The sequence below is a fragment of the Paenibacillus sp. FSL F4-0097 genome, from assembly GCF_038593125.1.
GTDB lineage: Bacteria > Bacillota > Bacilli > Paenibacillales > Paenibacillaceae > Paenibacillus_AQ > Paenibacillus_AQ odorifer.
Genome location: NZ_CP151965.1, coordinates 6,030,743 through 6,055,012, shown reverse-complemented (window position 1 = coordinate 6,055,012; position 24,270 = coordinate 6,030,743). Strand labels below are relative to the sequence as shown.

General features: G+C 45.7%; 22 protein-coding genes and 2 rRNA genes. 23 read left to right on the top strand and 1 reads right to left on the bottom strand.

Annotated elements, in window-relative coordinates; translation table 11 throughout:
• The first annotated feature begins 214 nt into the window (after window positions 1–214).
• The 20 genes from MHH86_RS27200 to MHH86_RS27105 all read left to right on the top strand — a co-directional run bounded on the left by MHH86_RS27200 (window position 215) and on the right by MHH86_RS27105 (window position 17,577).
• Window positions 215–973 carry a glucose 1-dehydrogenase gene (locus MHH86_RS27200; RefSeq protein WP_076100948.1) on the top strand — a complete coding sequence of 253 codons (759 nt, stop codon included), beginning with the start codon at window positions 215–217 and terminating at the stop codon, window positions 971–973.
• Between the two features lie 350 nt (window positions 974–1,323).
• Complete coding sequence (locus tag MHH86_RS27195) at window positions 1,324–1,938, top strand: DedA family protein (RefSeq protein WP_036680184.1); 615 nt, start codon at window positions 1,324–1,326, stop codon at window positions 1,936–1,938.
• On the top strand, window positions 1,935–2,501 hold the full coding sequence (locus MHH86_RS27190; protein WP_076100949.1) for a thioredoxin family protein: 567 nt from the start codon (window positions 1,935–1,937) through the stop codon (window positions 2,499–2,501). The genes MHH86_RS27195 and MHH86_RS27190 overlap by 4 nt, the downstream gene beginning before the upstream one ends.
• 4 nt (window positions 2,502–2,505) lie before the next feature.
• Entirely contained in the window at window positions 2,506–3,135 is a 630-nt protein-coding gene (locus MHH86_RS27185; protein ID WP_076100951.1) for an MBL fold metallo-hydrolase, read from the top strand.
• Between the two features lie 545 nt (window positions 3,136–3,680).
• Entirely contained in the window at window positions 3,681–4,226 is a 546-nt protein-coding gene (gene sigY / locus MHH86_RS27180; RefSeq protein ID WP_036680178.1) for an RNA polymerase sigma factor SigY, read from the top strand.
• Window positions 4,213–4,542, top strand: coding sequence for a YxlC family protein (locus MHH86_RS27175; protein ID WP_036680177.1), 330 nt, complete (start codon window positions 4,213–4,215; stop codon window positions 4,540–4,542). Before sigY ends, MHH86_RS27175 begins: the two co-directional genes overlap by 14 nt.
• A complete protein-coding gene (locus MHH86_RS27170) occupies window positions 4,539–4,754 on the top strand; it encodes a hypothetical protein (protein WP_036680176.1) in 216 nt (71 codons plus the stop codon). Before MHH86_RS27175 ends, MHH86_RS27170 begins: the two co-directional genes overlap by 4 nt.
• A 52-nt stretch (window positions 4,755–4,806) precedes the next feature.
• Window positions 4,807–4,998, top strand: coding sequence for a PLDc N-terminal domain-containing protein (locus MHH86_RS27165; RefSeq protein WP_036680175.1), 192 nt, complete (start codon window positions 4,807–4,809; stop codon window positions 4,996–4,998).
• Window positions 4,999–5,015: 17 nt separating this feature from the next.
• A complete protein-coding gene (locus MHH86_RS27160; protein ID WP_244886395.1) occupies window positions 5,016–5,912 on the top strand; it encodes an ABC transporter ATP-binding protein in 897 nt (298 codons plus the stop codon).
• Complete coding sequence (locus tag MHH86_RS27155; protein WP_076100952.1) at window positions 5,909–6,679, top strand: ABC transporter permease subunit; 771 nt, start codon at window positions 5,909–5,911, stop codon at window positions 6,677–6,679. The genes MHH86_RS27160 and MHH86_RS27155 overlap by 4 nt, the downstream gene beginning before the upstream one ends.
• A gap of 147 nt (window positions 6,680–6,826) precedes the next feature.
• Window positions 6,827–7,210: a hypothetical protein gene (locus tag MHH86_RS27150; protein ID WP_036680170.1), complete on the top strand. Its 384-nt coding sequence runs from the start codon at window positions 6,827–6,829 to the stop codon at window positions 7,208–7,210.
• A gap of 256 nt (window positions 7,211–7,466) precedes the next feature.
• Window positions 7,467–7,964, top strand: a complete 498-nt coding sequence (locus tag MHH86_RS27145; protein ID WP_036680329.1) for a sigma-70 family RNA polymerase sigma factor — start codon at window positions 7,467–7,469, stop codon at window positions 7,962–7,964.
• A gap of 24 nt (window positions 7,965–7,988) precedes the next feature.
• Complete coding sequence (locus MHH86_RS27140; protein ID WP_076100954.1) at window positions 7,989–9,161, top strand: DUF4179 domain-containing protein; 1,173 nt, start codon at window positions 7,989–7,991, stop codon at window positions 9,159–9,161.
• 156 nt (window positions 9,162–9,317) lie between these two features.
• Complete coding sequence (gatC, locus tag MHH86_RS27135; protein WP_036680166.1) at window positions 9,318–9,605, top strand: Asp-tRNA(Asn)/Glu-tRNA(Gln) amidotransferase subunit GatC; 288 nt, start codon at window positions 9,318–9,320, stop codon at window positions 9,603–9,605.
• A gap of 27 nt (window positions 9,606–9,632) precedes the next feature.
• Window positions 9,633–11,090 (top strand): Asp-tRNA(Asn)/Glu-tRNA(Gln) amidotransferase subunit GatA, encoded by a 1,458-nt coding sequence (gene gatA / locus MHH86_RS27130; RefSeq protein ID WP_076100955.1) that lies wholly within the window; start codon window positions 9,633–9,635, stop codon window positions 11,088–11,090.
• 23 nt (window positions 11,091–11,113) lie between these two features.
• Window positions 11,114–12,547: an Asp-tRNA(Asn)/Glu-tRNA(Gln) amidotransferase subunit GatB gene (gene gatB, locus MHH86_RS27125; RefSeq protein WP_179088423.1), complete on the top strand. Its 1,434-nt coding sequence runs from the start codon at window positions 11,114–11,116 to the stop codon at window positions 12,545–12,547.
• Between the two features lie 122 nt (window positions 12,548–12,669).
• Entirely contained in the window at window positions 12,670–13,140 is a 471-nt protein-coding gene (locus tag MHH86_RS27120; RefSeq protein WP_076146333.1) for a GNAT family N-acetyltransferase, read from the top strand.
• Between the two features lie 45 nt (window positions 13,141–13,185).
• Window positions 13,186–15,087, top strand: a complete 1,902-nt coding sequence (locus tag MHH86_RS27115; protein WP_235219439.1) for a DUF4097 family beta strand repeat-containing protein — start codon at window positions 13,186–13,188, stop codon at window positions 15,085–15,087.
• Between the two features lie 126 nt (window positions 15,088–15,213).
• The gene (perR, locus tag MHH86_RS27110) at window positions 15,214–15,645 is read left to right on the top strand and encodes a peroxide-responsive transcriptional repressor PerR (protein ID WP_036680160.1); all 432 of its coding nucleotides are present in this window, start codon (window positions 15,214–15,216) and stop codon (window positions 15,643–15,645) included.
• Window positions 15,646–15,855: 210 nt separating this feature from the next.
• The gene (locus MHH86_RS27105; protein WP_036680156.1) at window positions 15,856–17,577 is read left to right on the top strand and encodes a glycosyl hydrolase family 18 protein; all 1,722 of its coding nucleotides are present in this window, start codon (window positions 15,856–15,858) and stop codon (window positions 17,575–17,577) included.
• A gap of 117 nt (window positions 17,578–17,694) precedes the next feature.
• Here the strand turns inward: MHH86_RS27105 and MHH86_RS27100 are convergent, their stop codons facing one another.
• Window positions 17,695–18,060: a DUF2614 family zinc ribbon-containing protein gene (locus MHH86_RS27100; protein WP_036680151.1), complete on the bottom strand. Its 366-nt coding sequence runs from the start codon at window positions 18,058–18,060 to the stop codon at window positions 17,695–17,697.
• Between the two features lie 127 nt (window positions 18,061–18,187).
• On the opposite strand from MHH86_RS27100, the gene MHH86_RS27095 reads away from it, so the two are divergent.
• From MHH86_RS27095 to MHH86_RS27085, 3 genes are all read left to right on the top strand, one after another.
• Window positions 18,188–19,066 (top strand): nucleotidyltransferase-like protein, encoded by an 879-nt coding sequence (locus MHH86_RS27095; protein WP_036680149.1) that lies wholly within the window; start codon window positions 18,188–18,190, stop codon window positions 19,064–19,066.
• A 426-nt stretch (window positions 19,067–19,492) separates the two neighbouring features.
• Window positions 19,493–21,050 (top strand): 16S ribosomal RNA (locus tag MHH86_RS27090).
• 262 nt (window positions 21,051–21,312) lie between these two features.
• Window positions 21,313–24,239: ribosomal RNA gene (locus tag MHH86_RS27085) — 23S ribosomal RNA — on the top strand.
• Together the 16S and 23S rRNA genes form the textbook arrangement of a ribosomal RNA operon.
• Window positions 24,240–24,270 lie beyond the last annotated feature (31 nt).

The following is a 24,270-nucleotide window of genomic DNA, read 5'->3' as shown; positions in this document are numbered from 1 at the left end:
TCCACCCTGCCTTTTGATATTTAAATAATTATCTAAATATATAATAGCTCTTCACTTTCATAGCTGTCAATGCAGTATTCACTTAGCAATAGCGTGTGTAAAAGTGTCACCGAATCTTTAAAATTAACTGCCGTCCAAAGCCGACTCCTGTTAATACTAACGATGGGCATGCATTCCTTGATGCACCGAACATACGATGCAGAGGAGCAGATATATGATACTAACCAATAAAGTCGCAATTGTTACAGGTGCAGGATCGGGGATTGGAGAAGCGATTGCTCTTCTTTTTGCCCAACAGGGGGCTAAAGTGATTGCTGCGGATATCCATCTGGACAATGTAGAAGCGGTGGCCAAAAAGGCAGAAACGGGTGAGGGACACGGAGTTATCTATCCCGTAAAGGCAGATGTCTCGAAGGAAGAGGACACACAGCGAATGATTGATGCCGCAACCACACAGTTTGGAGGCCTTCATATCCTTGTTAACAATGCCGGTATTATGGATAAAATGACGCCAGCGCACGAGATCACTGATGACATGTGGGAGCAGGTGCTTGCGGTCAACGTAACCGGTCCGATGAGAGCCATTCGTAAAGTTTTGCCGATTTTTATGGCACAGGAAAGCGGATGTATCATCAATGTAGCCTCTATTGGCGGCTTAGCGGGCTCGCGTGCGGGAGTGGCTTATACTTCCTCTAAACATGCTGTAATCGGGATGACCAAAAATATAGGATTTCAATACGCTAAGCTTGGAATTCGCTGTAATGCCATAGCGCCGGGCGGGGTAAAGACAAATATTGATCTGTCTGATCCAAGCCCTTTTGGGAGTCAAAAAGCGGGCGAAGGAATGGCGTCGATGCCACGGACAGGGGAAAGCAGTGAGATTGCTTCGGTAGCCTTATTTTTGGCTTCAGATGCTGCAAGCTTTTTGAATGGGTCGGTGATAACGGCTGATGCCGGTTGGATGGCTTATTAATTGAGCGCAGATAAAAAGGTGTTCATTTTCCCTTTATTGGTGGAATTTGTTCACCTTTTTTGTTTATGCCTGTTACTCAAACTCTTTTTAAGTGTGGATTGGAAGATGGAAGCTGCTTGCCGCGTAAGTAGAAGTGATAAGGTTGCTTGTGCTAGAATAGGCTAAGAGAAACTGGAAAATATAGCAGAGCGGCAAAGCTTTTAAAAATATAAGAAAGTATAAGATTAGTATCTATGCTTTTATGTTCTTATATTTCACTCGCTTAAACGCTTAGCGTCTTATAAAGATGCCAAAGGCGATTAGCTTGATACATGTAGCCATATTCTGCGGAAAAGGGAGGAGGAGCACGTTTGCATTTTATTTCTGATCTGATCTCGACATTATTTGAATGGATTCAGAGTCTTGGTTATTTTGGGATTATGATCGGACTGATGATTGAAGTTATTCCGAGTGAAATTGTATTGGCTTTCGGTGGTTTCTTGGTATGGAGTGGAGATATTAATTTTTTCGGCGCAGTATTGTTTGGTACGATAGGCGGAGTGATTGCCCAGATCTTTGTATATTGGATTGGCCGTTATGGGGGCAGGCCTGTACTGGAGAAATACGGGAAATATATTCTTATCCAAAAGAAGCATATTGATCATTCGGAAGAGTGGTTCAATAAATATGGGACAGGCGTAATCTTTACGGCACGCTTTATTCCCGTTGTTCGCCATGCCATTTCCGTTCCAGCGGGGATTTCTCGTATGCCTTTAGGTAAGTTCACTTTATTGACTACACTTGCTGTTATTCCATGGAGTGCTTTGTTTGTATATCTCGGTATGACATTGGGGAATAAGTGGGAAGATATTGACGAAGTAGCTGCTAAGTACACCAACGAAATTATTCTTGTAGCGTTAGCACTAATCATCATTTATTTTGTGTATAAGTGGTTTAAATCCAAGAAGAGAGGGACTGCAAAATGAAACCGAATGTAGCTCATAAATTTGGAAAAGGTCTTACACCGCGCCAATTTGTAGAAAGCATGACGAAGAACCAGCAGGCTTTTGAATCCTGGTATGAGAAGTTTTCTTGGGAAGATGAGAGCGACAAGGAATATTTCGAAAGTCTGAACCATCGTGACGATTTGCGGGTACTTATCCTTGCCGCTGATTGGTGTGGAGATGTAGTACGTAATGTCCCTGCGGTTTTCCGTATTTTGGAGACTGCCGGAATGAAGACAGAGGTATTCATTTTGGAAGAGAATCAGGAGCTTATGGATGAATTCTTGACCATGGGCGGAAGATCTGTTCCGATTGTGATCTTTGCGGATACCGGCGGATACGTGCTTGGACATTGGGGTCCTCGTCCAGAGCATGTGCAGAGCCTAATGAGAGAGTTCAAACGTGAGAATCCTGATCGTGAGGCTGCTGATTACGACAGCAAAATCGTAGAAGTACGTAAGGCTATGGGGCAAGCTTATGGGGAAGGAACGGAATCACAGGCAGTTATCGCAAAAGAGCTGCGTAGTCTGATTTCCGGATTCTAGACCGATGCTAAATATACGTTCGTTTAATTTAGGTCCGCTTCAGACCAATGCCTACTTGCTGACAGGTGCGGATCCAACGAAGGGAATCATTATTGATCCCGGCATGAATCCTGCGGCATTAGTGCGGAGTATCGAAGGGATGGAGATCGAGGCTATTTTGCTAACGCATGCGCACTTTGACCATATGGGCGGCGTAGACGAAATTCGTAAAGCTAAGAAATGTCCTGTTTATTTACATCCACTAGAAAGTGAATGGCTCAGCAGCCCTAAGCTGAATGGTTCATTGATGTGGACTGATATTTCGCCTCCTCTGACTACAGATCCTGCAGAGTATGATCTGGCAGAAGGACAAGTTCTGCAATTCATCGGACATACCTTCCGGGTGTACCACACACCTGGGCACTCTCCGGGCAGTGTCAGCTTCCTATGCGGGAATGATTTATTCTCTGGAGATGTACTGTTTAAGATGGGAGTTGGGCGCACCGATTTGCCTGGTGGCAGAGAACGTGATTTGTTCGATTCTATTCGTGGCAAGCTGTACAAAATGGATGATGAAGTGAAGGTTTATCCAGGTCACGGCTCACGAACAACTATCGGTTTTGAAAAAGTTCGTAACCCTTATATTCCTCAATAAACAGTCATTCTAGTAGAACTGACAAGAATCGGGGAATTTTTGATAGACAAAGGGATACAAAAGGACTACACTATTGTTAATTAAATGTAACATTAACCTCGCGAAGCACGCAGACTGCGGAATTAATCCCGGTTTGCGTTCTTTTTTTTGTCTACATATAGGTTTAAAAGCATGGGGGGAAATAGATTGGAGAAGAATATGTATTACCCGTTGGATTACGGATGGTATGACTCCAAGGAGAAATGGACTAGTTTTTGCAGCAGTAAATGCCGATGTTTTTCAGAATGTTCTGGAAGGGGAGGTTTTTGTACTTCCATAGAACGCAGGGACATACAATCTGAGAATAAGGATGGGAGAATACCAGTGGTTTCAGGAGGCGAGCCCAGAAGAACGCCTCTTTTTTGGCATTTTCCAGCAGAAGCAGGATTGCTTCAGCCATGGCGGCGTAAGCTCTGGGAGCTCAAAAAATAAAATTAAAACGGAATGAACGAATCACTATACATAATCGTATTACAAATAAGAACTAATCCTGAATGGAGGGGCAGATGAGCGATCAGGCGCTGGAGAAAATCAGGCAGGCACAGCAGGGAGATACTTCAGCACTGTCTTCACTGCTGCGAGAACATTATACTTTTTTGTTCAAATATTTACTTAAAGTGACTATGGACCCGTTACTGGCAGAGGATCTTGTACAGGACACGATGGTCAGATGTATGGAAAAAATCAATACCTATAACGGTTCGTCTTCGTTCTCCTCTTGGTTAATCACCATAGCTACCAGAATATTCATCGATCGAAAGCGGCGCTGGAAACGTGAGGCAGATTGGAAGAAACGGGAACAACAGGCCCAGGGCACCCGTTCGATTCGTTGGCGGTTTGAAAGCAGGGGGGAAGAATGGAGTGAAGTACTCGATTCCATCTCCAAGCTACCCTCTGCTCAGAGGGTAGCTGTGCTGCTGAAGCATTATTATGGCTATAGCTATGAAGAAATCGGTGTGATCATGCAAATTCCTTCAGGCACGGTCAAATCGCGTGTATCCCTTGGTCTTAACCAATTGCGAAAGGAGCTGAATGAGGATGGAGAAGGATAAGGAGCCAGAACTGTATTTGCACAAGCTTACTGAAGAGCTTGAGCGTTTGGATGCGCAATATGATGACATCACCCCACCTTCGTTACAGGAACTGGAGTGGTTAATGGCTGATGCAGCTGTGCACAGAAAGAGAAGGGAACGTAAAGAACTACTGTTATTCTGGGGGGTCTCATTGATCCTGATCTGCGCATTTCTATCCATTCTCACTTCTGCACCCATGATCTATTGGATTATCCAGGCGATCATTCCTGTTGTAGGACTGGGTGGCTTAGGGATCGCCAGGATCAGAAGAAATAGAGAAGGTGTACAAGAATGAATGAGCTACAGGATGTGCCTCTTTGGTTGTGGTTTGGCATAGCAGTAGCATTAATGCTGCAAGGGACCTTACTGTTCCGGGATGCAAGACGGCGCGGAAAAAAAGCTTGGTTCTGGGGATTGTGGGCGATTACTACAGTTCCGTCCCCAGCATTAGTCTACTTACTCGTTGTCATACTTCCTGACCGACGTAGAAGGAAGAAGCAGTTGTAAAGCTTTAGTAAGAAGCTCGTTCCTTTCATCCTATTACAAGGAGTGGTACTTCATGGAAGAGGTAAAATGGGGTTTAATCATGCCGTTAATTATTCTTCAGGCTTTGCTTGCAATTATTGGACTGATATCACTGGCCAAAGCGGATAACGTTCGTGGCCCAAAATGGATGTGGATTATTATCATTATTTGCGGAAATATATTAGGTAGCGTAGCTTATTTTACAATAGGAAGGAAAGATGTCTGATGTCACTCCTTCAAGTTATGAATTTGCGTAAAAGCTATGGGGCGCATATTTCCGTAAATGATATAAGCTTTGAAATTGAGAAAGGACGGTGCGTCGCTTTATTGGGGCCTAACGGTGCTGGGAAAACGACCACACTTCGTATGCTGGCAGGGCTGCTAGAACCCACCTCTGGCATGATTTCATTTGAGGGGAGCCGTCCTGGAGCCGAATATCGCAGAGGATTAGGATATGTGCCACAGTCTCCAGCTTTTTATGGGTGGATGACTGGACATGAGTATGTTGTTTTCGCTGCAAAGCTTAGTGGAATGGGAACTAAAGACGCAACCAGCAGGGCATTGGAATCGCTCGAGCGTGTAGGGCTTAAAGGTGATGCTCGTCGCCGGATTGGTGGATACTCCGGCGGGATGAAACAGCGGCTGGGTCTGGCTCAGGCGCTTGTGCATCGGCCTCGTCTGTTATTGCTTGATGAGCCTGTATCTGCACTTGATCCGATTGGCCGCAGAGAAGTAATGGGACTGGTGCGGGAAATACGTGAGGAGACAACTGTAGTTTTCTCTACACATGTGCTGCATGATGCAGAAGAAATTTGCGATGATATTATTTTAATGAATCAAGGCTTGATTGCTGAGAAGGGATCTTTATCACAGCTTCGTTCACAATACAGCCTTCCTGTTATTCGTTTACGTACGGAGAAGCAAGAAAAAGCTATTCAGTGGCTGGAGTCTCTTGCTGCCAAACCGTTTGTACTGGAGACTCAGTTGTTCGGAGATCATGCCATTTTTAATGTCAACGATGTAGACATGGCCCGTTGGACGATTCTGCAAGAAGCGGCGCAGCTCGAAATTCCATTACTGCAATTTGAAGCGGGTTCTTCCACGTTAGAGGATTTATTTATGAAGGTGGTGGGAGTATGAGAAGCGCCTGGGTCCTTTATCGCAAAGAAATGCTCGAAATGGCTCGCAGTTATAAGTTAATCTGGATACCTGTCGTTTTTATCCTATTAGGCATTATGCAGCCGTTAACTACTTATTATTTGCCGGAAATATTAAAAGCTTCAGGTGATGTTCCTCCAGGTCTCCTAGAGGGGTATGAAATACCGAGTGCCGCAGCTGTGATGGCGCAATCTTTGGGACAGTACGGAACGATCGGAATGTTAGTATTGGCGCTTGGCGCGATGAATGTTTTAGCTGGTGAGCGCTATAGCGGAACTATGGAATTAATTCTGGTAAGGCCGGTTTCTCCAGCCGCAATAGTGTTCGCTAAATGGGCAGCACAGCTGACCCTGTTGATCGTTGCTCTAGGATTAGGTGCAGCGGGGGCTGCTTACTACACGGAGCAGTTGATTGGTTCACTATCTTGGGGAGATGTCATCGCAGCTGCTGGAGTATATGGATTGTGGCTGTTATGTGCTGTCTCAGCTACGTTGTTGTTTAGTGGGTTTTTAAAATCCCCAGTTGCCGCTTTTTTAGCATTGGTGCTAATGGCAGCATTATCATTAGGCCAAAACTTATTGCCTTCATGGTTTGAATGGGCACCTGCGGGGCTTGCCGGGTTGTCGGCTGAAATCCTTATGGCTGGAGAAGGATTCAGGGTTGGACCCTATCTTTCAGCAGCTATTTTGATCTTGATTTGTTTAGTGGGTGCTGCACTTTTGACAAGGAAGAATAACTTAACCGCTTGAAACTTAAGTTATGTTTTTATTAAATATAGTATATTTTCATAGAATTTGTAGGATCGGCCAGCCTTCAACTAGACAGTTCTATCTTTTTTTAGTAGACTGTTGAAACAAGCAAAATCTTGAAAGATTTTGGGGTTAGGAGGTAGGGCGATGCTGCGTTTAGGAGAGAAGATTGTCATTGTTGCGGACGCTTTCGAGCAGAGTCTTCCTATCGGGGAATACGGCTACCTAATTGCTTACGACCGCAATCCCGATAATGCGTTTGACTATGTTATTCGTGTACCAGAGGCGAATAGGAACTTTTATGTTCCGGCTGAGGACATTGAGGCGGAAGAACATTTATTAGTAGCTGAGGCTGAAAGAGCAACGCATGAAGCGTTGATTGATTACGCTTTGTCCACGTACAATGAGAAGCTGTTCCATCATTTGATGAACGGTGAAGATATGGATATAGAAGAGACGGAATCAACGTCAAGCGAAAGCATGTCCCAAGCGGATTTCATCAAACAAGTGAATCTTCGAGCTTGGATTTAAGGAAGGCCGGCGCAAGCCGGCTTTTTTGTTTTGTCATAAAAAGTATTTCCCCCACATTAATCCTCTGAATTTACACATCATTTTCAAAATCTTTTCTTTTATTCCTTCTTTATAGTTTTCGAAAGTTTGTTTTTTATTTTTTTGGTATACAACCAATCTCCTGTTTTATGTATCTAAATTATTGAGAGCCGAATACGAGAATGCAGATCTGCGGTATAGGCGTTTTAACTTAAATAAAGGAGAACCTCAAGTGAAGATGATAACCGCTGTTCAAAAAGCGAGAAATGGCGATAAAGAAGCGTTTATCCAGCTATGCCGGCAGATTGAACCTGAAATGTACGGCATGGCCCGATCTATTTTGGGCAGGGACGAGGAATGTGCAGATGCCATGCAGGAAGCCACCCTAAAGGCTTACCGGTCTATCCATGGATTGCGGCAACCAGAATTTTTCAAGACATGGATGCTTCGCATCCTTATAAACGAATGTCATAAGCTCCAACGCAAGCGGACAAATATTGTGGAGTTTGGAGATCCCCTTACTGCTTTGGAATGCCATTCCTCCGGTGCAGAATATGAGAAAATTGAGCTGCGGGAAGCAGTGGAACGATTGGATACTTCGCTCCAGACCGTGATATCGCTGCATTATTTTCAGGACATGCCCGTTAAGCAAATTGCCGATCTTCTGAATATTTCCGAAACGGCAGTCAAATCGCGCCTCTACAGAGCAAGAAAAAACTTATTGAATGGATTCTAATGATATTTAGAAAGGATGGAACAGATGAAGAAGAGAACAGCGCAAGAGCTTGAATTGCTTTTGAAAGATATGGACATCCTCCCGGCAAATGAGCTTCCCTCTATGATTCGCCAACGTCAAGAGGATACGTATACAATGCTGGATCATGTGAAGATAAAGAGATCCACGCACAAATTTCGTAATGTTAAGAGGACAGCGCTTGGCTTCGGGGCAGCTCTTGTTTTGGGGGTTATCGTGCTTGGAAGCGGCTTTACTTCTCCCGCATTGGCTAGGTCGCTGGAACGTATTCCGTTAGTCAATAGTATTTTTGAGCTCGCAGGTGATATGGGACTTCAAGCGGCGAGTCGCCAAGGCTTAACGACTGCAGTTGATACCAGTGATCAGGTTCAAGATGTTATTATCCGTGCTAATGAAGTTATATATGACGGCACACGGCTTTCTGTAGCATTGAAACTTGAAGGTGAAGATGAAGAGGGAATATTCAGTGGAGACATTCAGGATTTGCAGGTATTTATTGATGGACAGCCTTTAAACGCTGCTGGGGAGGAAGAAGAGGATTCTTTTAAACACAATATTGGCCTTATCCTTTCTCCGGGAGTAGATGAACAATCGTTGATTTTGCAATTTTCAGAGAAATCCTATGATGAGGGAGGCATTACTTTACCAGAGCAGTTCCAAATGACAGTAAAAGGTCGTCTGTCCGGAATCGATGATGATTTTCAAATTGAAATTCCTGTAAAAAAGGATACGAGTCATAATATTGTTCAGCAACCCGGAATCAGTCAAACTTACAATGATGTAACGACCACAGTGGAGAAGATTACACAGACTCCGGCAACTACACAAATACGGATGAGTGCTGTAGCCCTCGAGGGTATTCCTTATACTTATCTGACAGATACCAATAACCTGGCATTAAATTATGAAGTCTATGATGATAAAGGTAACTTGTTGCAATATGTAAATGGCAGCAATGGTTGGTCGGATTCGAAAAAGATAGATGACACAATCCATTATAGTCTTAAAGAGGATGTTAATATTGTACCGCTGCCCAAGGATGTAAAAGCACTGACAATCAAAACCTTTTTCTACAAATATACTGGAGAGGGTAGTGGAAAACGAAATTTGCTAGACAATAATGGATACCCGGCAGTCGAATATATTCCGCAGCTGGAAATGACAATCCTTATATATTGATGAACGATACGCTCCTTTAAAATGTGTAGGAATCCCCTTCACTTTGATAAAGGAGCGTTTGTTTTACAGCCCATCATTGAATTGTCCAAGCTTCTACAATATAATTAAAAACGTTATCCGGGCGCTTTAGCCCTTTAAACAGGAGGGATTTTTCTTATGAGCATTACCGTTAAAGATGTGCAGCATGTGGCCAAGCTGGCTCGTCTGCAGCTGAGCCCGGAAGAAGAGGCAACCTTTACAGAACAAATGAATGCTATTTTACAATATGCCGAGAAATTAAATGAGCTAGATACGGAGAATGTAAAGCCGACCACGCATGTGCTGCAAGTCAGCAATGTAATGCGGGAGGATGTTGTGAAGGATAGCCTTACGCAAGAGGAAGCACTTCTTAACGCTCCAGATGATGAAGACGGACATTTCAAGGTTCCAGCTGTTTTGGAATAACTACATAATTAGAAAGGGGGAAGAATCTTGAGCCTGTTTCAAAATCGATTGCCTGAAGTACACCGCATGTTAACTGCTAAAGAGGTATCGGTCAGTGAACTGACTGAAGAATCGCTGGCGATTATCGCTGAGCGGGATAAGAACGTAAATGCATTTTTGACCTTGAACGAGGAGGGCGCACGTGCGACAGCACGCGCTTTGGACGATAAACTGGCATCCGGAGCAGCACGTGGATTGCTGTTTGGTCTTCCTGCCGGAATCAAGGATAATATTGTAACTAAAGGTCTGCGCACAACTTGTGCCAGCCAATTTTTGAGCGATTTCCAGCCGATTTATAACGCTACTGTAGCTTCTAAATTGCAGCAGGCAGATGCCGTAACAATCGGTAAATTAAATATGGATGAATTCGCAATGGGCGGATCTAATGAGAATTCAAGCTTTGGTCCTGTACGCAATCCTTGGGATTTAGAACGTGTGCCGGGCGGTTCCAGTGGCGGATCTGCTGCAGCAGTAGCTGCGGGCGAAGTGTTCTTCTCACTAGGTTCGGATACTGGGGGTTCCATCCGCCAGCCAGCTTCCTATTGTGGTGTTGTAGGTCTCAAACCTACTTACGGTCTTGTATCACGTTACGGGCTGGTAGCCTTTGCTTCCTCACTCGATCAGATAGGACCATTAACACGTAATGTAGAGGATACTGCCTATGTGCTTCAAGCGATTGCTGGTTATGATGCCCAAGACTCTACTTCTGCTAAAGTAGAAATTCCTGATTATTTGAGTTCACTGACTGGTGATGTTTCCGGACTTCGCATTGCTGTACCTAAGGAATATTTGGGAGCAGGTGTCGATGCTTCTGTGCGTGAGACAGTCTTGTCTGCACTTAAAGTGCTGGAAGGAATGGGTGCTGTCTGGGAGGAAGTATCATTACCGCATACGGAATACGCAGTAGCAGCTTATTATTTGCTGTCCTCTTCGGAAGCTTCATCTAACCTTGCGCGTTTTGACGGTGTGCGTTATGGCGCACGTGTAGATGAAGGCGGAGGATTGCTTGATCTATATCTTAATTCCCGCAGCCGCGGCTTTGGCCCTGAGGTCAAACGCCGTATTATGTTGGGTACTTATGCACTCAGCTCCGGGTATTACGATGCTTACTATTTAAAAGCACAAAAGGTACGCACTTTGATTAAACAGGACTTTGATGACATCTTTAAAAAATATGATGTGGTCATCGGGCCAACAGCGCCAACGACAGCATTCAAATTGGGCTCACAGACTGAAGATCCGCTGACCATGTATCTGAACGATATTCTCACGATTCCTGTAAGCTTGGCGGGTATTCCTGCCGTGAGCGTTCCGTGTGGTTTTGCGGAAGGCATGCCTGTAGGTCTGCAAATTATCGGTAAGGAATTTGACGAGAGCACGATTCTGCGTGTCGCTCATGCCTTTGAACAAAATACAGATCATCACAAGCAGCGTCCACAGCTGTAGTAAAGGAGGGAATGGGATTACTTATGTCTAAATACGAAACGGTCATCGGCTTGGAAGTTCACGTAGAGCTTCATACCAACTCCAAAATCTTTTGCGGATGCTCCACTGAATTTGGAGCCCCACCTAACACTCATACCTGTCCTGTCTGCTTGGGTCACCCCGGCGTATTGCCAGTGCTCAACAAACAAGCGGTAGAATACGCTATGAAAGCAGCGATGGCGCTAAATTGCACCATTGGTGATGTTAGCAAATTCGACCGCAAGAACTATTTTTACCCGGATTCACCAAAAGCTTATCAGATTTCACAATTTGATCAGCCTATCGGGCTGAACGGTTGGATCGACATTGAAGTTAATGGAGAGACCAAACGGATCGGCATTACTCGTCTCCATTTGGAAGAGGATGCAGGTAAGCTTACGCACGTAGATGGCGGTTTTGCCTCGCTTGTCGATTTTAACCGGGTGGGAACACCGCTTATCGAAATCGTATCCGAGCCTGATCTGCGCTCTCCTGAGGAAGCTCGTGCTTATCTGGAGAAAATCCGTGCGATTATGCAGTATTGTGACGTATCCGATGTCAAGATGGAAGAAGGATCGATGCGCTGTGACGCGAACATCAGTCTACGCCCAGAAGGACAAGAGGAATTCGGCATTAGAGCAGAGCTTAAGAACATGAACTCCTTCCGCGGTGTATTGCGTGGACTGGAGTATGAGCAATATCGTCAGGCTGAGATCCTGGATGATGGTGGAGTTGTTGTGCAAGAGACTCGCCGCTGGGATGAAGCACAAGGGAAAACATTATCGATGCGCGGGAAAGAAGAAGCGCATGATTATCGTTACTTCCCGGACCCGGACTTGATCGTTCTGCATATTGATGATGCTTGGAAAGAATCCATTCGTTCAACGATTCCAGAACTTCCGGATGCACGGAAAGCTCGTTATAGCGAGGAACTGGGCCTGACAGCTTATGATGCAGGCGTTATTACATCCTCTAAACTGTTAGCGGACTTTTTCGAAGGATGTCTTGCCTATACGCAGGATGCCAAGACTGTAGCTAACTGGATTATGGGTGACTTGCTTGCCTATTTGAATGGTAATAATCTGGAGTTGTCGCAGGTACAAATTACACCACAAGGGCTAGGCGAGATGATCGGACTGATTGCAGCCGGAACCATCAGCAGCAAAATCGCTAAAACAGTATTTAAAGAAATGCTAGAGAGCGGTAAACTGCCAGCTGTTATCGTTGAGGAAAAAGGTCTGGTGCAGATCAGCGATGAAGGTGCTATTAAAGGGATTGTGGAAGCAGTCGTAGCCGCCAATCCGCAATCTGTGGAAGATTATAAAGCAGGTAAACAGAAAGCAATCGGCTTCCTGGTCGGACAAGTCATGAAAGAAAGTAAAGGTAAGGCGAATCCGGGTCTTGCTAATAAACTTCTCATCGAGGTATTGAGCAACTAAACGCTTGTCGTCTGTAAAAGGACGCCAGCGGCGTTTATAATTGGGGTAATATACTTATGTAATAAGCTAAGGGCTTGTCGGCAACGGCAGGCCCTTAGCGGCATATAAGGGGACTGGTTAGGATGAATACAATTAACAAGCTAAATCTGCAGGATGAAAGCACCGTTAATGAATTATGGAGTCTTCAGCATAAGGCCTATAGACTGGAAGCTGAACTTATAGGCTTTCGTGAAATACCACCTCTGATGGAGACGAGAGAAATGCTCAGCAGCTCTAAAGAAGGTTTTTATGGCTGCTTCGATAAAGATGAGGAACTAATGGGTGCTGTTGCTGTAGAGGAAGAATCTCCTGGAAAATTGACGATTACACGAATGATGGTGGGGCCGGACTTTTTTCGTAGAGGTATCGCTAGCCATCTTTTGGAATATGTATTTGAGCATTTTGCAGGGATGGAGCAATTCATTGTGTCGACAGGCAAAAAGAATACACCTGCCGTTTCGTTGTACAGTAAACATGGTTTTCTGCCTACCGGTGTGGAGGAAGTCGCTCCAGGAGTTGAATTGATTGAATTTCATCGGAGTGGTTCTCTTTGAAAAAAGATATTCATAGACAACTATTTACGAAAGGAGGAGTCCAAAATGAAACATGACTCTGCAATGCTCCCAGAGCAGGAAGAACTGCAAGATTCTGTTGATATAGAGACTAAGGAGAGTGAGATACAGAAGAGGATTATTCCTCCGCGTCCGAAGCGGCGCCACCGCAAACGTAAATTTATCGCTGGACTGCTGGCAGCTCTCATCCCTGGGACGGGGCATTTGTATTTTGGGCTTCTCCGAAAAGGGATCACCTTCATCTTTCTAATTCTTTTGGATATCTCAGCTTTATTGTATTTCTCATCCATCGGGATGCAGATTAATGTTCCACTACTTATTTTACTTGCGCTCATTATTCCGGCGATCTATTTTTATAACGTGTATGACGTATTGCAATCAGCGGATAGGCTTCTTCGCTTCCCAGAGGATCATGAGCTTGATATCCCTGTGACCAAAGCAAACGTGGCTCCTAAGCGTCGTAGTATCGTCAGCGAGCCTGGGATATCCTTTGGGCTCTTACTGCTATTAGGGGGCGCCCTGCTTATTCTGTTCCGGCAAAAACCAACATGGCTCCAGTTCTTTATTGAACATTATGCTGAAATGGCTGTATCTGTCATTATAGTATGCGGTGGCTTATTTATAGGAGCTAGAGAAATTGCCAGAGCAGTTGTGCAGCGTAAAGACAATGAACCTCGCAAGCGGCGCGTAGGAAGATATACGGCTTCTGTATTGCTGATAGCTATTTCTGTTCCTTTGTTTTTGGATTGGAGAGAGGGAACTGACTATATGCTCCTGCTCTTGAAGTGGTGGCCAGTCATCCCGGTGTTATGGGGGATTGAGTTCCTGCTGATGTTTATCTTCTCTAACCGTTCAGCCAAGGGAACCAGAATCAGATTGGATTTACGTGGGCTTTTATCCGCTATATTGCTAGCTGCGAGTGTATTTATTGTTGCAGAGCAAGAACATTATTTATATCTATGGAAAAATGTCAGTCTTAATCTGACGGCAGCAGCAGTGGATTATGGTGAGGCTAAAGGCAGCAAATATCAGAAAGCCCCGCTAATTGTTCCGGTGGAATTAAATACAGCCAAAATATCTATTGATAGTATTAATGGTGATATTTTATTACACCGTGCTCCGGTGGATGATATTCAAATTACGACGACAGTTTGGGTAGATCAGTTGGATGGGCCGATGGCTGAAGCTATATCAGAACAGTCCTTTGTGGACGTTGTTGAAGGGCCCAACATAAAAATAACCTCAAATAGCAAGGCTTATGGAGAATCCGGCAAACGCCAGCCACGCATGGATTTAGACATTTACTTGCCGGAGGATCGCCGCTTTAACCTCGATGTTCGCACCATGAATGGCGGGATCACATTGCAGAATGTAGAAGCCATTGAAGACATTTCTCTGGAAACGGGGAATGGAGAGCTGATCCTTCATCGTATCTTTGGTAATGTTAAGGGAAAAACACTGAATGGAGCTGTCCGTGCCAGATCTGTTCAAGGCAGCGTTGATTTAACGACGAGCGGTGGCAATATGAATGCTTGGGATGTTACCGGTGCTTTGAAATTATCGACGGCTGTCGGCAATATTAGTGCGATCGGAAATAGCAATGATATCGATATTACTACCAAAAACGGTAATTTAGAGGTTGATGGAGCCAGATCCAAGCTACATGCGGAATCTCTAAATGGTACCATTGATGTTCGCTCTTCAGATGTCGCTGGAGACTGGGATATTTATAGCGCAGTTGGTGATATTCAATTGTATTTGCCAGTGTTAAGCAACTATACAGTGAATGGTTCCAGTGGATATGGTGATATTACTTCAGATTTGCCTGAACTTACAATTGATAAGAAAAAAGTATCAGGTGAAGTGGGGACCGGTGAGTTCAAGCTTCATGTTGAAGGAAATAGCAATCTAAATGTTAGGAAATATTGAAAAAAGTAATTTTTCTTATATAATAATAAATATAATGTATAGACTTCGTTGACAACATTGAAAAACCAGTCTTACAATCTTAAGAAGTACTTCTTTTATTTTTAAATTCAAAAGGCGGTGACAGTAATGGGGAGTGGAGTACAACATGCACTGGAACAATTAAAGACAACAGGTGTCCGTATAACGCCCCAGCGTCATGCGATTCTTACGTATTTGATGGAAGCAATGAATCATCCTACAGCTGACGATATATACCGGGCGCTAGAGCCGAAATTTCCGAGCATGAGCGTTGCAACTGTATATAATAATCTCAAGATGTTTATGGAAGCCGGCATGGTTCGCGAGTTGACCTACGGGGATAGTTCCAGTCGTTTTGATGCCAATGTATCTGATCATTATCATGTCATCTGTCAGCTATGCGGTAAGATTGAAGATTTTAGTTATCCATCGCTTCATGATGTAGAGATACATGCGGAGCAGGAAACGGGCTTCAAAATTACGGGTTTGCGTATGGAATTGCATGGAGTTTGCAAATGTTGCAGAGAGAAGCAACAATAAGACAGAATACTACAGTACTCAAGGGCGTATAGCCAAGCTACACAATAAACGTGTGAAATCCGAAAGCGGAGGACTCACGTTTTTATTTTTTTAGAAATAACAAAATATAGTGAAAATGACTAACTTATACTGGTTATCCGGAACCAAGTGGATGTTATAATCGTATTGTTAGACTTAACTTAAAATCATCTAATATTTGGAGGATATATTTTGGACAGAAGATATAGACAAAAACGCGTTAAAAAGCGCGGAGGTCTTTTCCGACGCTTTTTTGGACTTTTGCTCATTGCGGCAGCAGCTTATTGGGTTGTGTTTTTTGTATTGCCAAATCGCCAGCACATCGATCCAGACTGGAAAGGCCTAGAACATCCTATCTTCGTAAAAGGAGAGCTAACAGGATATTCCGCATCAGGGACCGGTGATAGCATGCTCTTGCCTTTACCATTACTGCAGGAACATGTGGACTCCTCTATTCGTTATGAAGAAAAGACTAAATCGGTCATCCTATCAACGGAAAGTGAACTTCTATATATGCAAGAGGATAAAACCGATGCTAGTCTGAACAATCGTCCGCTGCAGCTGCGGCTGGCACCTGAAGTTAAGGAGAAGATAACCTATCTTCCTGCAGATGTATTAGAGGACCTTTATGGATTTGAAATTGAAGAGGATACGACCACCGGGGCTGTGCTGTTAATGACAGCAGGGGAGACTGTACCTCTGGGGAAAGTGAAAGGTGAAGCGGGAGATAAGACAGTCGCTCTTCGCAACGAAGCATCGATTCACGCACCCATCGTGGCGAATATGTCCCCGGGAGCCAGTGTGAGTATTTGGAATAAGGAAAATGAGGACTGGCTGTATGTGCAGTTAAGCAGCGGTTATGCGGGTTATGCCAAGGCCAGTGATATTATCTCGGACGGTCAAAAAACAGTGGAACCCAAAAGCACCACTCCCTCACGGGCAGAACGAAGCTGGAAAGGGAAGTCAGTGAATTTGTATTGGGAAGCAGTTTATCAACGTAAACCTGATCCAAGTACATTCGGTGAGCTTCCAGGGGTTAACGTGGCTAGCCCGACTTGGTTCAGTATCATAGATGGTGATGGAAATGTGCGCAGTCAGGCTGACAGTGCGTATGTGCAATGGGCGCATGAGCGCGGGTTGGAAGTGTGGGGGCTGCTCAGCAATAGCTTTGATCCGGACATAACCACTGAGGCATTGTCGAGCTATGAGAAGCGGATGAACGCGATCGTACAGATCCTCGAGTATTCAGATTTATACAAGCTGGATGGAATTAATATTGACTTTGAGAATGTATATACGAAAGACGGGGAGAATGTTACACAATTTATGCGAGAGCTAAAACCTATGGCTCAAGCCAAAAACTTAATCGTCTCCATAGACGTAACCCCTAAATCCAACAGTGAGATGTGGTCAGCTTTCCTTGATCGTAAGGCTCTTAATTCCGTAGTTGATTATCTTATTGTTATGGCTTATGACGAGCACTGGGCGGCTAGTCCTATCGCGGGCTCTGTTGCGTCTCTACCGTGGGTAGAAAGCTCGTTAAGCCGGATCATAGAGGAAGACGATGTACCGCCTGAGAAGCTGATTCTGGGGATTCCACTGTATACTAGAATCTGGACTGAGGCCCAGGTAGATGGCAAGACCAAAGTAAGCTCTAAATCGGTTAGTATGAATGCCGTTGAAAAAATTATTAAAGAGAAGAAGCTAACCCCAACCTTTGATAAGGCAGCTGGGCAGAATTACGTTGAGTATAAGGAAGATGGCGCTCTTAAAAAAATATGGATCGAAGACAAAGTTTCCTTAAAAGCTAGAGTTGAGCTTGCTAAGTCTTTAGGGCTTGGTGGCATCGGTTCATGGAATCGCAGCTTTAGTAATCTGTCTGCATGGGAGGCATTACAAGGAATTCATAAGTAATTATTATTTCATTCATAATAAACAAAGGGGCTCCCAATACGGGGGCCCCTTTGTTGTATTAAGCAAATGTTTGATTGCATTATAAATCGCTAGTAATAAGCTTCTGTAAGATGTGTTTTATTGATTAAGCTGCTGACTCTTAAGTTGTTCCGCAGTAATATTGGCCTCAGCTGGATCCATAGTAAGGATGGTATGGCAGAACATACAGCGGTCTGTTTTGCCCAGCATTTTGGTCAGCTTGTGACATTCAGGGCATTCCAGTTGGACTGCGCTAGTTGACAGCATCCCAGCCCAGAAATAGATTGCAAGACTTGCCATCATTGAGATTAAACCGATTACAAGACCGATTCCAGCGAATACTTTTCCAGTTGAGCCCCAAAACACGATGCCCGCTGTACCCAAAACCATAAGTCCCATTCCGAGCATTGTGAGCAGTAATCCCCATGTGCGAAAAGCGTTGATCTTAGCCGTTTTAAACTTCATGAGTGTTTGCTCCTAACTAAATATAGTTGGGTTGTCCAGAAGGAACTGTCTTTCATATGTAGAATAATAATTATAACTGAATTATAACTGACTGGACGCAAAATCGCCAAATTTAATGGAGGGAAGCATGGAACTGTCCAATGTAACTTTGTTGAGTGGAGAAACGTTTGATGAGAATGTTTTAGGAGCGGTCGTTTTGCGGCAGAATGGGGATATTCCGTTTCAAAGCGCACTTCTTCAAGATTTTGATATGATAGTGTTAGTATTGCATGAAGAACAGGATAGAGAGCATATTGTTCGCCATACCATTGCCGGTGACCAACGGACCCAGTCAGTCCATATCGGCCTATTTGCTTTGGAGCAGGCTGTTATGGCAGGGGATAATAACGAACTTCTTATCAGTTTGATGAGGGGGGAAGTGATCTGGGACCCCAAGGGAATACTCGAGGAAATGCGCAGCGAGATATTGCAATTTGAAGGACCGATCAAGGAACGGGTCGCATTTATGGAGTTTGCCCGCTTTTTGCATATGTATGTGAAATCCAAGCGCTATATAGAGGCTGGCTTTATTATGGATGCTTACAACTGTGTATTGATAGCCTTATATCATTGGGCAAGAATAGAAGTGAGTGAAGTGGGTGCTTTCCCCGAGCCAGCTATTTGGGAACAGGTTAAAAGCATGAATACCTCTGTTCATAAACTTTATGAGGAGTTAACGGTCAGTACTGAGACCTTAGAGCAACGTGTGGAGCTTGTGCTTCTTGCATGTGAATTTGGGATTATGTCCAAAATGACGGACTGTTGTCTATTGCTCTTTAATATTTTGAATAGCCGTAAGGAAGCATGGAGCATTAAAGAATTACTGCAGCATTCAGGTCTGAGTCAATTAGAGTCTGAACTACCCCTTGTTTTACGAAAGCTGGTTTCTCGTTCGCTAATCCGAGAGATTACATCTTGGGCTGATGTTCACGAGGGAGAAGGGCATGCGATCCGCTATACATTATAGAGATGAATTAGATACAGTAGAAGATGTTTAATTATAGAGAGATGAGCAAGGATAGGGAGAGGCTGAGCACTCTCTTTTTTATTTGTTTACTAATATGAAACGCTCATATTTATTCAGGAAAATTAATGGTTGACTCTTTCCTTGTTCATGTGTTAAATTATAACTCGTCCCTCTGACACAGAGATGTGCTTTCGAAAACATTCGAAAGACAACCGAAAAAAGAAATTAAAAAAAAGGTTGACTAAAACGAGGGTGCTGTGATATATTATAAAGGTCGCTGCTGAACAACACATCGACGAAATAAACGGCTTGATCTTTGAAAACTGAACAACGAGTGAGTAGGAAATCACGTAAGTGAAATCCAAAATTAGAGAATTAATTTTCTCGTCAGATGTTTCAAAATGAGCATATCGCTCTTTTCAATACTAATTGGAGAGTTTGATCCTGGCTCAGGACGAACGCTGGCGGCGTGCCTAATACATGCAAGTCGAGCGGAGTTATTTTGAAAGCTTGCTTTCAAAATAACTTAGCGGCGGACGGGTGAGTAACACGTAGGCAACCTGCCCTTCAGACTGGGATAACTACCGGAAACGGTAGCTAATACCGGATAATTTCTTTTTTCTCCTGAGAGAAGAATGAAAGACGGAGCAATCTGTCACTGAGGGATGGGCCTGCGGCGCATTAGCTAGTTGGTGGGGTAACGGCCCACCAAGGCGACGATGCGTAGCCGACCTGAGAGGGTGAACGGCCACACTGGGACTGAGACACGGCCCAGACTCCTACGGGAGGCAGCAGTAGGGAATCTTCCGCAATGGGCGAAAGCCTGACGGAGCAACGCCGCGTGAGTGATGAAGGTTTTCGGATCGTAAAGCTCTGTTGCCAGGGAAGAACGTCCGGTAGAGTAACTGCTACCGGAGTGACGGTACCTGAGAAGAAAGCCCCGGCTAACTACGTGCCAGCAGCCGCGGTAATACGTAGGGGGCAAGCGTTGTCCGGAATTATTGGGCGTAAAGCGCGCGCAGGCGGCTATTTAAGTCTGGTGTTTAAACCTTGGGCTCAACCTGAGGTCGCACTGGAAACTGGGTGGCTTGAGTACAGAAGAGGAAAGTGGAATTCCACGTGTAGCGGTGAAATGCGTAGATATGTGGAGGAACACCAGTGGCGAAGGCGACTTTCTGGGCTGTAACTGACGCTGAGGCGCGAAAGCGTGGGGAGCAAACAGGATTAGATACCCTGGTAGTCCACGCCGTAAACGATGAGTGCTAGGTGTTAGGGGTTTCGATACCCTTGGTGCCGAAGTTAACACAGTAAGCACTCCGCCTGGGGAGTACGGTCGCAAGACTGAAACTCAAAGGAATTGACGGGGACCCGCACAAGCAGTGGAGTATGTGGTTTAATTCGAAGCAACGCGAAGAACCTTACCAGGTCTTGACATCCCTCTGAATCCACTAGAGATAGTGGCGGCCTTCGGGACAGAGGAGACAGGTGGTGCATGGTTGTCGTCAGCTCGTGTCGTGAGATGTTGGGTTAAGTCCCGCAACGAGCGCAACCCTTAACTTTAGTTGCCAGCAGGTAATGCTGGGCACTCTAGAGTGACTGCCGGTGACAAACCGGAGGAAGGTGGGGATGACGTCAAATCATCATGCCCCTTATGACCTGGGCTACACACGTACTACAATGGCCGGTACAACGGGAAGCGAAGCCGCGAGGTGGAGCCAATCCCATCAAAGCCGGTCTCAGTTCGGATTGCAGGCTGCAACTCGCCTGCATGAAGTCGGAATTGCTAGTAATCGCGGATCAGCATGCCGCGGTGAATACGTTCCCGGGTCTTGTACACACCGCCCGTCACACCACGAGAGTTTACAACACCCGAAGTCGGTGGGGTAACCCGCAAGGGAGCCAGCCGCCGAAGGTGGGGTAGATGATTGGGGTGAAGTCGTAACAAGGTAGCCGTATCGGAAGGTGCGGCTGGATCACCTCCTTTCTATGGAGAATCGTTCTCTGCAATGAGAACATTCAAATCGGAAGCTAAGCTTCCAAAACTCAGGTTTAGGCCTGTTACTCACTCGTTGCTCAGTTTTGAGAGTTTAAGCTCTCAGTAAGACTTGATCCTTGAAAACTGGATACCGAAACGAATTTGCGTTTTAGAACATCTTTTAGCAACTTGTGCAAACAAGTAAATGTTATTAGTGAGATGATTCCAAAGAGGAATGTCATCGTATGATATTTTTCTACGGAAAAATCAAGGTTAAGCTAATAAGAGCACACGGAGGATGCCTAGGCGCCAGGAGCCGACGAAGGACGTGGCGAACAACGAAACTGCCTCGGGGAGCTGTAAGCAAGCTTTGATCCGGGGGTGTCCGAATGGGGAAACCCAGCTGTGGTAATTCGCAGTTACTCATTTCTGAATACATAGGAAATGTAGAGGCAGACCAGGGGAACTGAAACATCTAAGTACCCTGAGGAAGAGAAAACAATAGTGATTCCGTCAGTAGCGGCGAGCGAACGCGGAACAGCCTAAACCTAAGAGCTTGCTCTTAGGGGTTGTGGGACGTCTCACATGGAGTTACAAAGGAATATGGTAGGTGAAGAGGTCTGGAAAGGCCCGCGATAGAGGTAAAAGCCCTGTAACCTAAACTGCGTTCTCTCCGAGACGGATCCCGAGTAGTGCGGGGCACGTGAAACCCCGTATGAATCCAGCAGGACCATCTGCTAAGGCTAAATACTACCTGGCGACCGATAGTGAAACAGTACCGTGAGGGAAAGGTGAAAAGCACCCCGGAAGGGGAGTGAAATAGAACCTGAAACCGTGTGCTTACAAAAAGTCAGAGCCCTATTAATGGGTGATGGCGTGCCTTTTGTAGAATGAACCGGCGAGTTACGTTTAACATGCAAGGTTAAGCCGAGAAGGTGGAGCCGCAGCGAAAGCGAGTCTGAATAGGGCGAATGAGTATGTGGACGTAGACCCGAAACCGTGTGATCTACCCCTGTCCAGGGTGAAGGTGCGGTAACACGCACTGGAGGCCCGAACCCACGTACGTTGAAAAGTGCGGGGATGAGGTGGGGGTAGCGGAGAAATTCCAATCGAACTCGGAGATAGCTGGTTCTCCCCGAAATAGCTTTAGGGCTAGCCTCGGTATAAGAGTAGTGGAGGTAGAGCACTGATTGGGTGCGGGGTCCGCAAGGATTACCAAGCTCAGTCAAACTCCGAATGCCATATACTTATTGCCGGGAGTCAGACAGTGAGTGCTAAGATCCATTGTCAAAAGGGAAACAGCCCAGACCATCAGCTAAGGTCCCCAAGTGTGTGTTAAGTGGGAAAGGATGTGGAGTTGCACAGACAACCAGGATGTTGGCTTAGAAGCAGCCACCATTGAAAGAGTGCGTAATAGCTCACTGGTCGAGTGACTCTGCGCCGAAAATGTAACGGGGCTAAACACACCACCGAAGCTATGGCTAGATACGTATGTATCTGGGGTAGGGGAGCGTTGTGTAGGGGTTGAAGGTGTACTGAAAAGAGCGCTGGACACTACACAAGTGAGAATGCCGGTATGAGTAACGAAAAGATCAGTGAGAATCTGATCCGCCGAAAGCCCAAGGTTTCCTGAGGAAGGCTCGTCCGCTCAGGGTAAGTCGGGACCTAAGGCGAGGCCGAAAGGCGTAGTCGAAGGACAACAGTTTGAAATTACTGTACCACCGTAATCCGCTATGAGCGATGGGGTGACGCAGGAGGGTAGTGACGCGGACTGATGGATGTCCGTCTAAGCAGTGAGGCTGATGTGTAGGCAAATCCGCACATCATTAAGGCTGGGCTGTGATGGGGAGCGAAAATTATAGTAGCGAAGGTCATGATCTCACACTGCCAAGAAAAGCCTCTAGCCAGGAGAAGGTGCCCGTACCGCAAACCGACACAGGTAGGCGAGAAGAGAATTCTAAGGCGCGCGGAAGAACTCTCGTTAAGGAACTCGGCAAAATGACCCCGTAACTTCGGGAGAAGGGGTGCCCCGGTAGTGTGAATAGCACGAGGGGGCCGCAGTGAAAAGGCCCAAGCGACTGTTTAGCAAAAACACAGGTCTGTGCGAAGCCGCAAGGCGAAGTATACGGGCTGACGCCTGCCCGGTGCTGGAAGGTTAAGGGGAGTGGTTAGGGGTAACCCGAAGCTATGAACCGAAGCCCCAGTAAACGGCGGCCGTAACTATAACGGTCCTAAGGTAGCGAAATTCCTTGTCAGGTAAATTCTGACCCGCACGAATGGCGTAACGACTTGGGCGCTGTCTCAACGAGAGATCCGGTGAAATTTTAATACCTGTGAAGATGCAGGTTACCCGCGACAAGACGGAAAGACCCCATGGAGCTTTACTGCAGCTTGATATTGAATTTGGGTACGATCTGTACAGGATAGGTGGGAGCCGTAGAAATCGGAGCGCAAGCTTCGGTGGAGGCGCCGTTGGGATACCACCCTGATCGTATCTAGGTTCTAACCTAGTGCCCTAATCGGGTACGGGGACCGTGTCAGGTGGGCAGTTTGACTGGGGCGGTCGCCTCCTAAAGAGTAACGGAGGCGTTCCAAGGTTCCCTCAGAATGGTTGGAAATCATTCGCAGAGTGCAAAGGCATAAGGGAGCTTGACTGCGAGACCTACAAGTCGAGCAGGGACGAAAGTCGGACTTAGTGATCCGGTGGTACCGCATGGAAGGGCCATCGCTCAACGGATAAAAGCTACCCTGGGGATAACAGGCTTATCTCCCCCAAGAGTCCACATCGACGGGGAGGTTTGGCACCTCGATGTCGGCTCATCGCATCCTGGGGCTGAAGTAGGTCCCAAGGGTTGGGCTGTTCGCCCATTAAAGCGGTACGCGAGCTGGGTTCAGAACGTCGTGAGACAGTTCGGTCCCTATCTGTCGTGGGCGCAGGAAATTTGAGAGGAGCTGTCCTTAGTACGAGAGGACCGGGATGGACGTACCGCTGGTGCACCAGTTGTTCCGCCAGGAGCATGGCTGGGTAGCTACGTACGGACGGGATAAGCGCTGAAAGCATCTAAGCGTGAAGCCCCCCTCAAGATGAGATTTCCCAATTAGTAAGACCCCTTGAAGACGACGAGGTAGATAGGTTGGAGGTGGAAGTGCAGTAATGCATGGAGCTGACCAATACTAATCGGTCGAGGGCTTATCCTATACTTAGAATGCAGATTCGTTTCGGATTCAG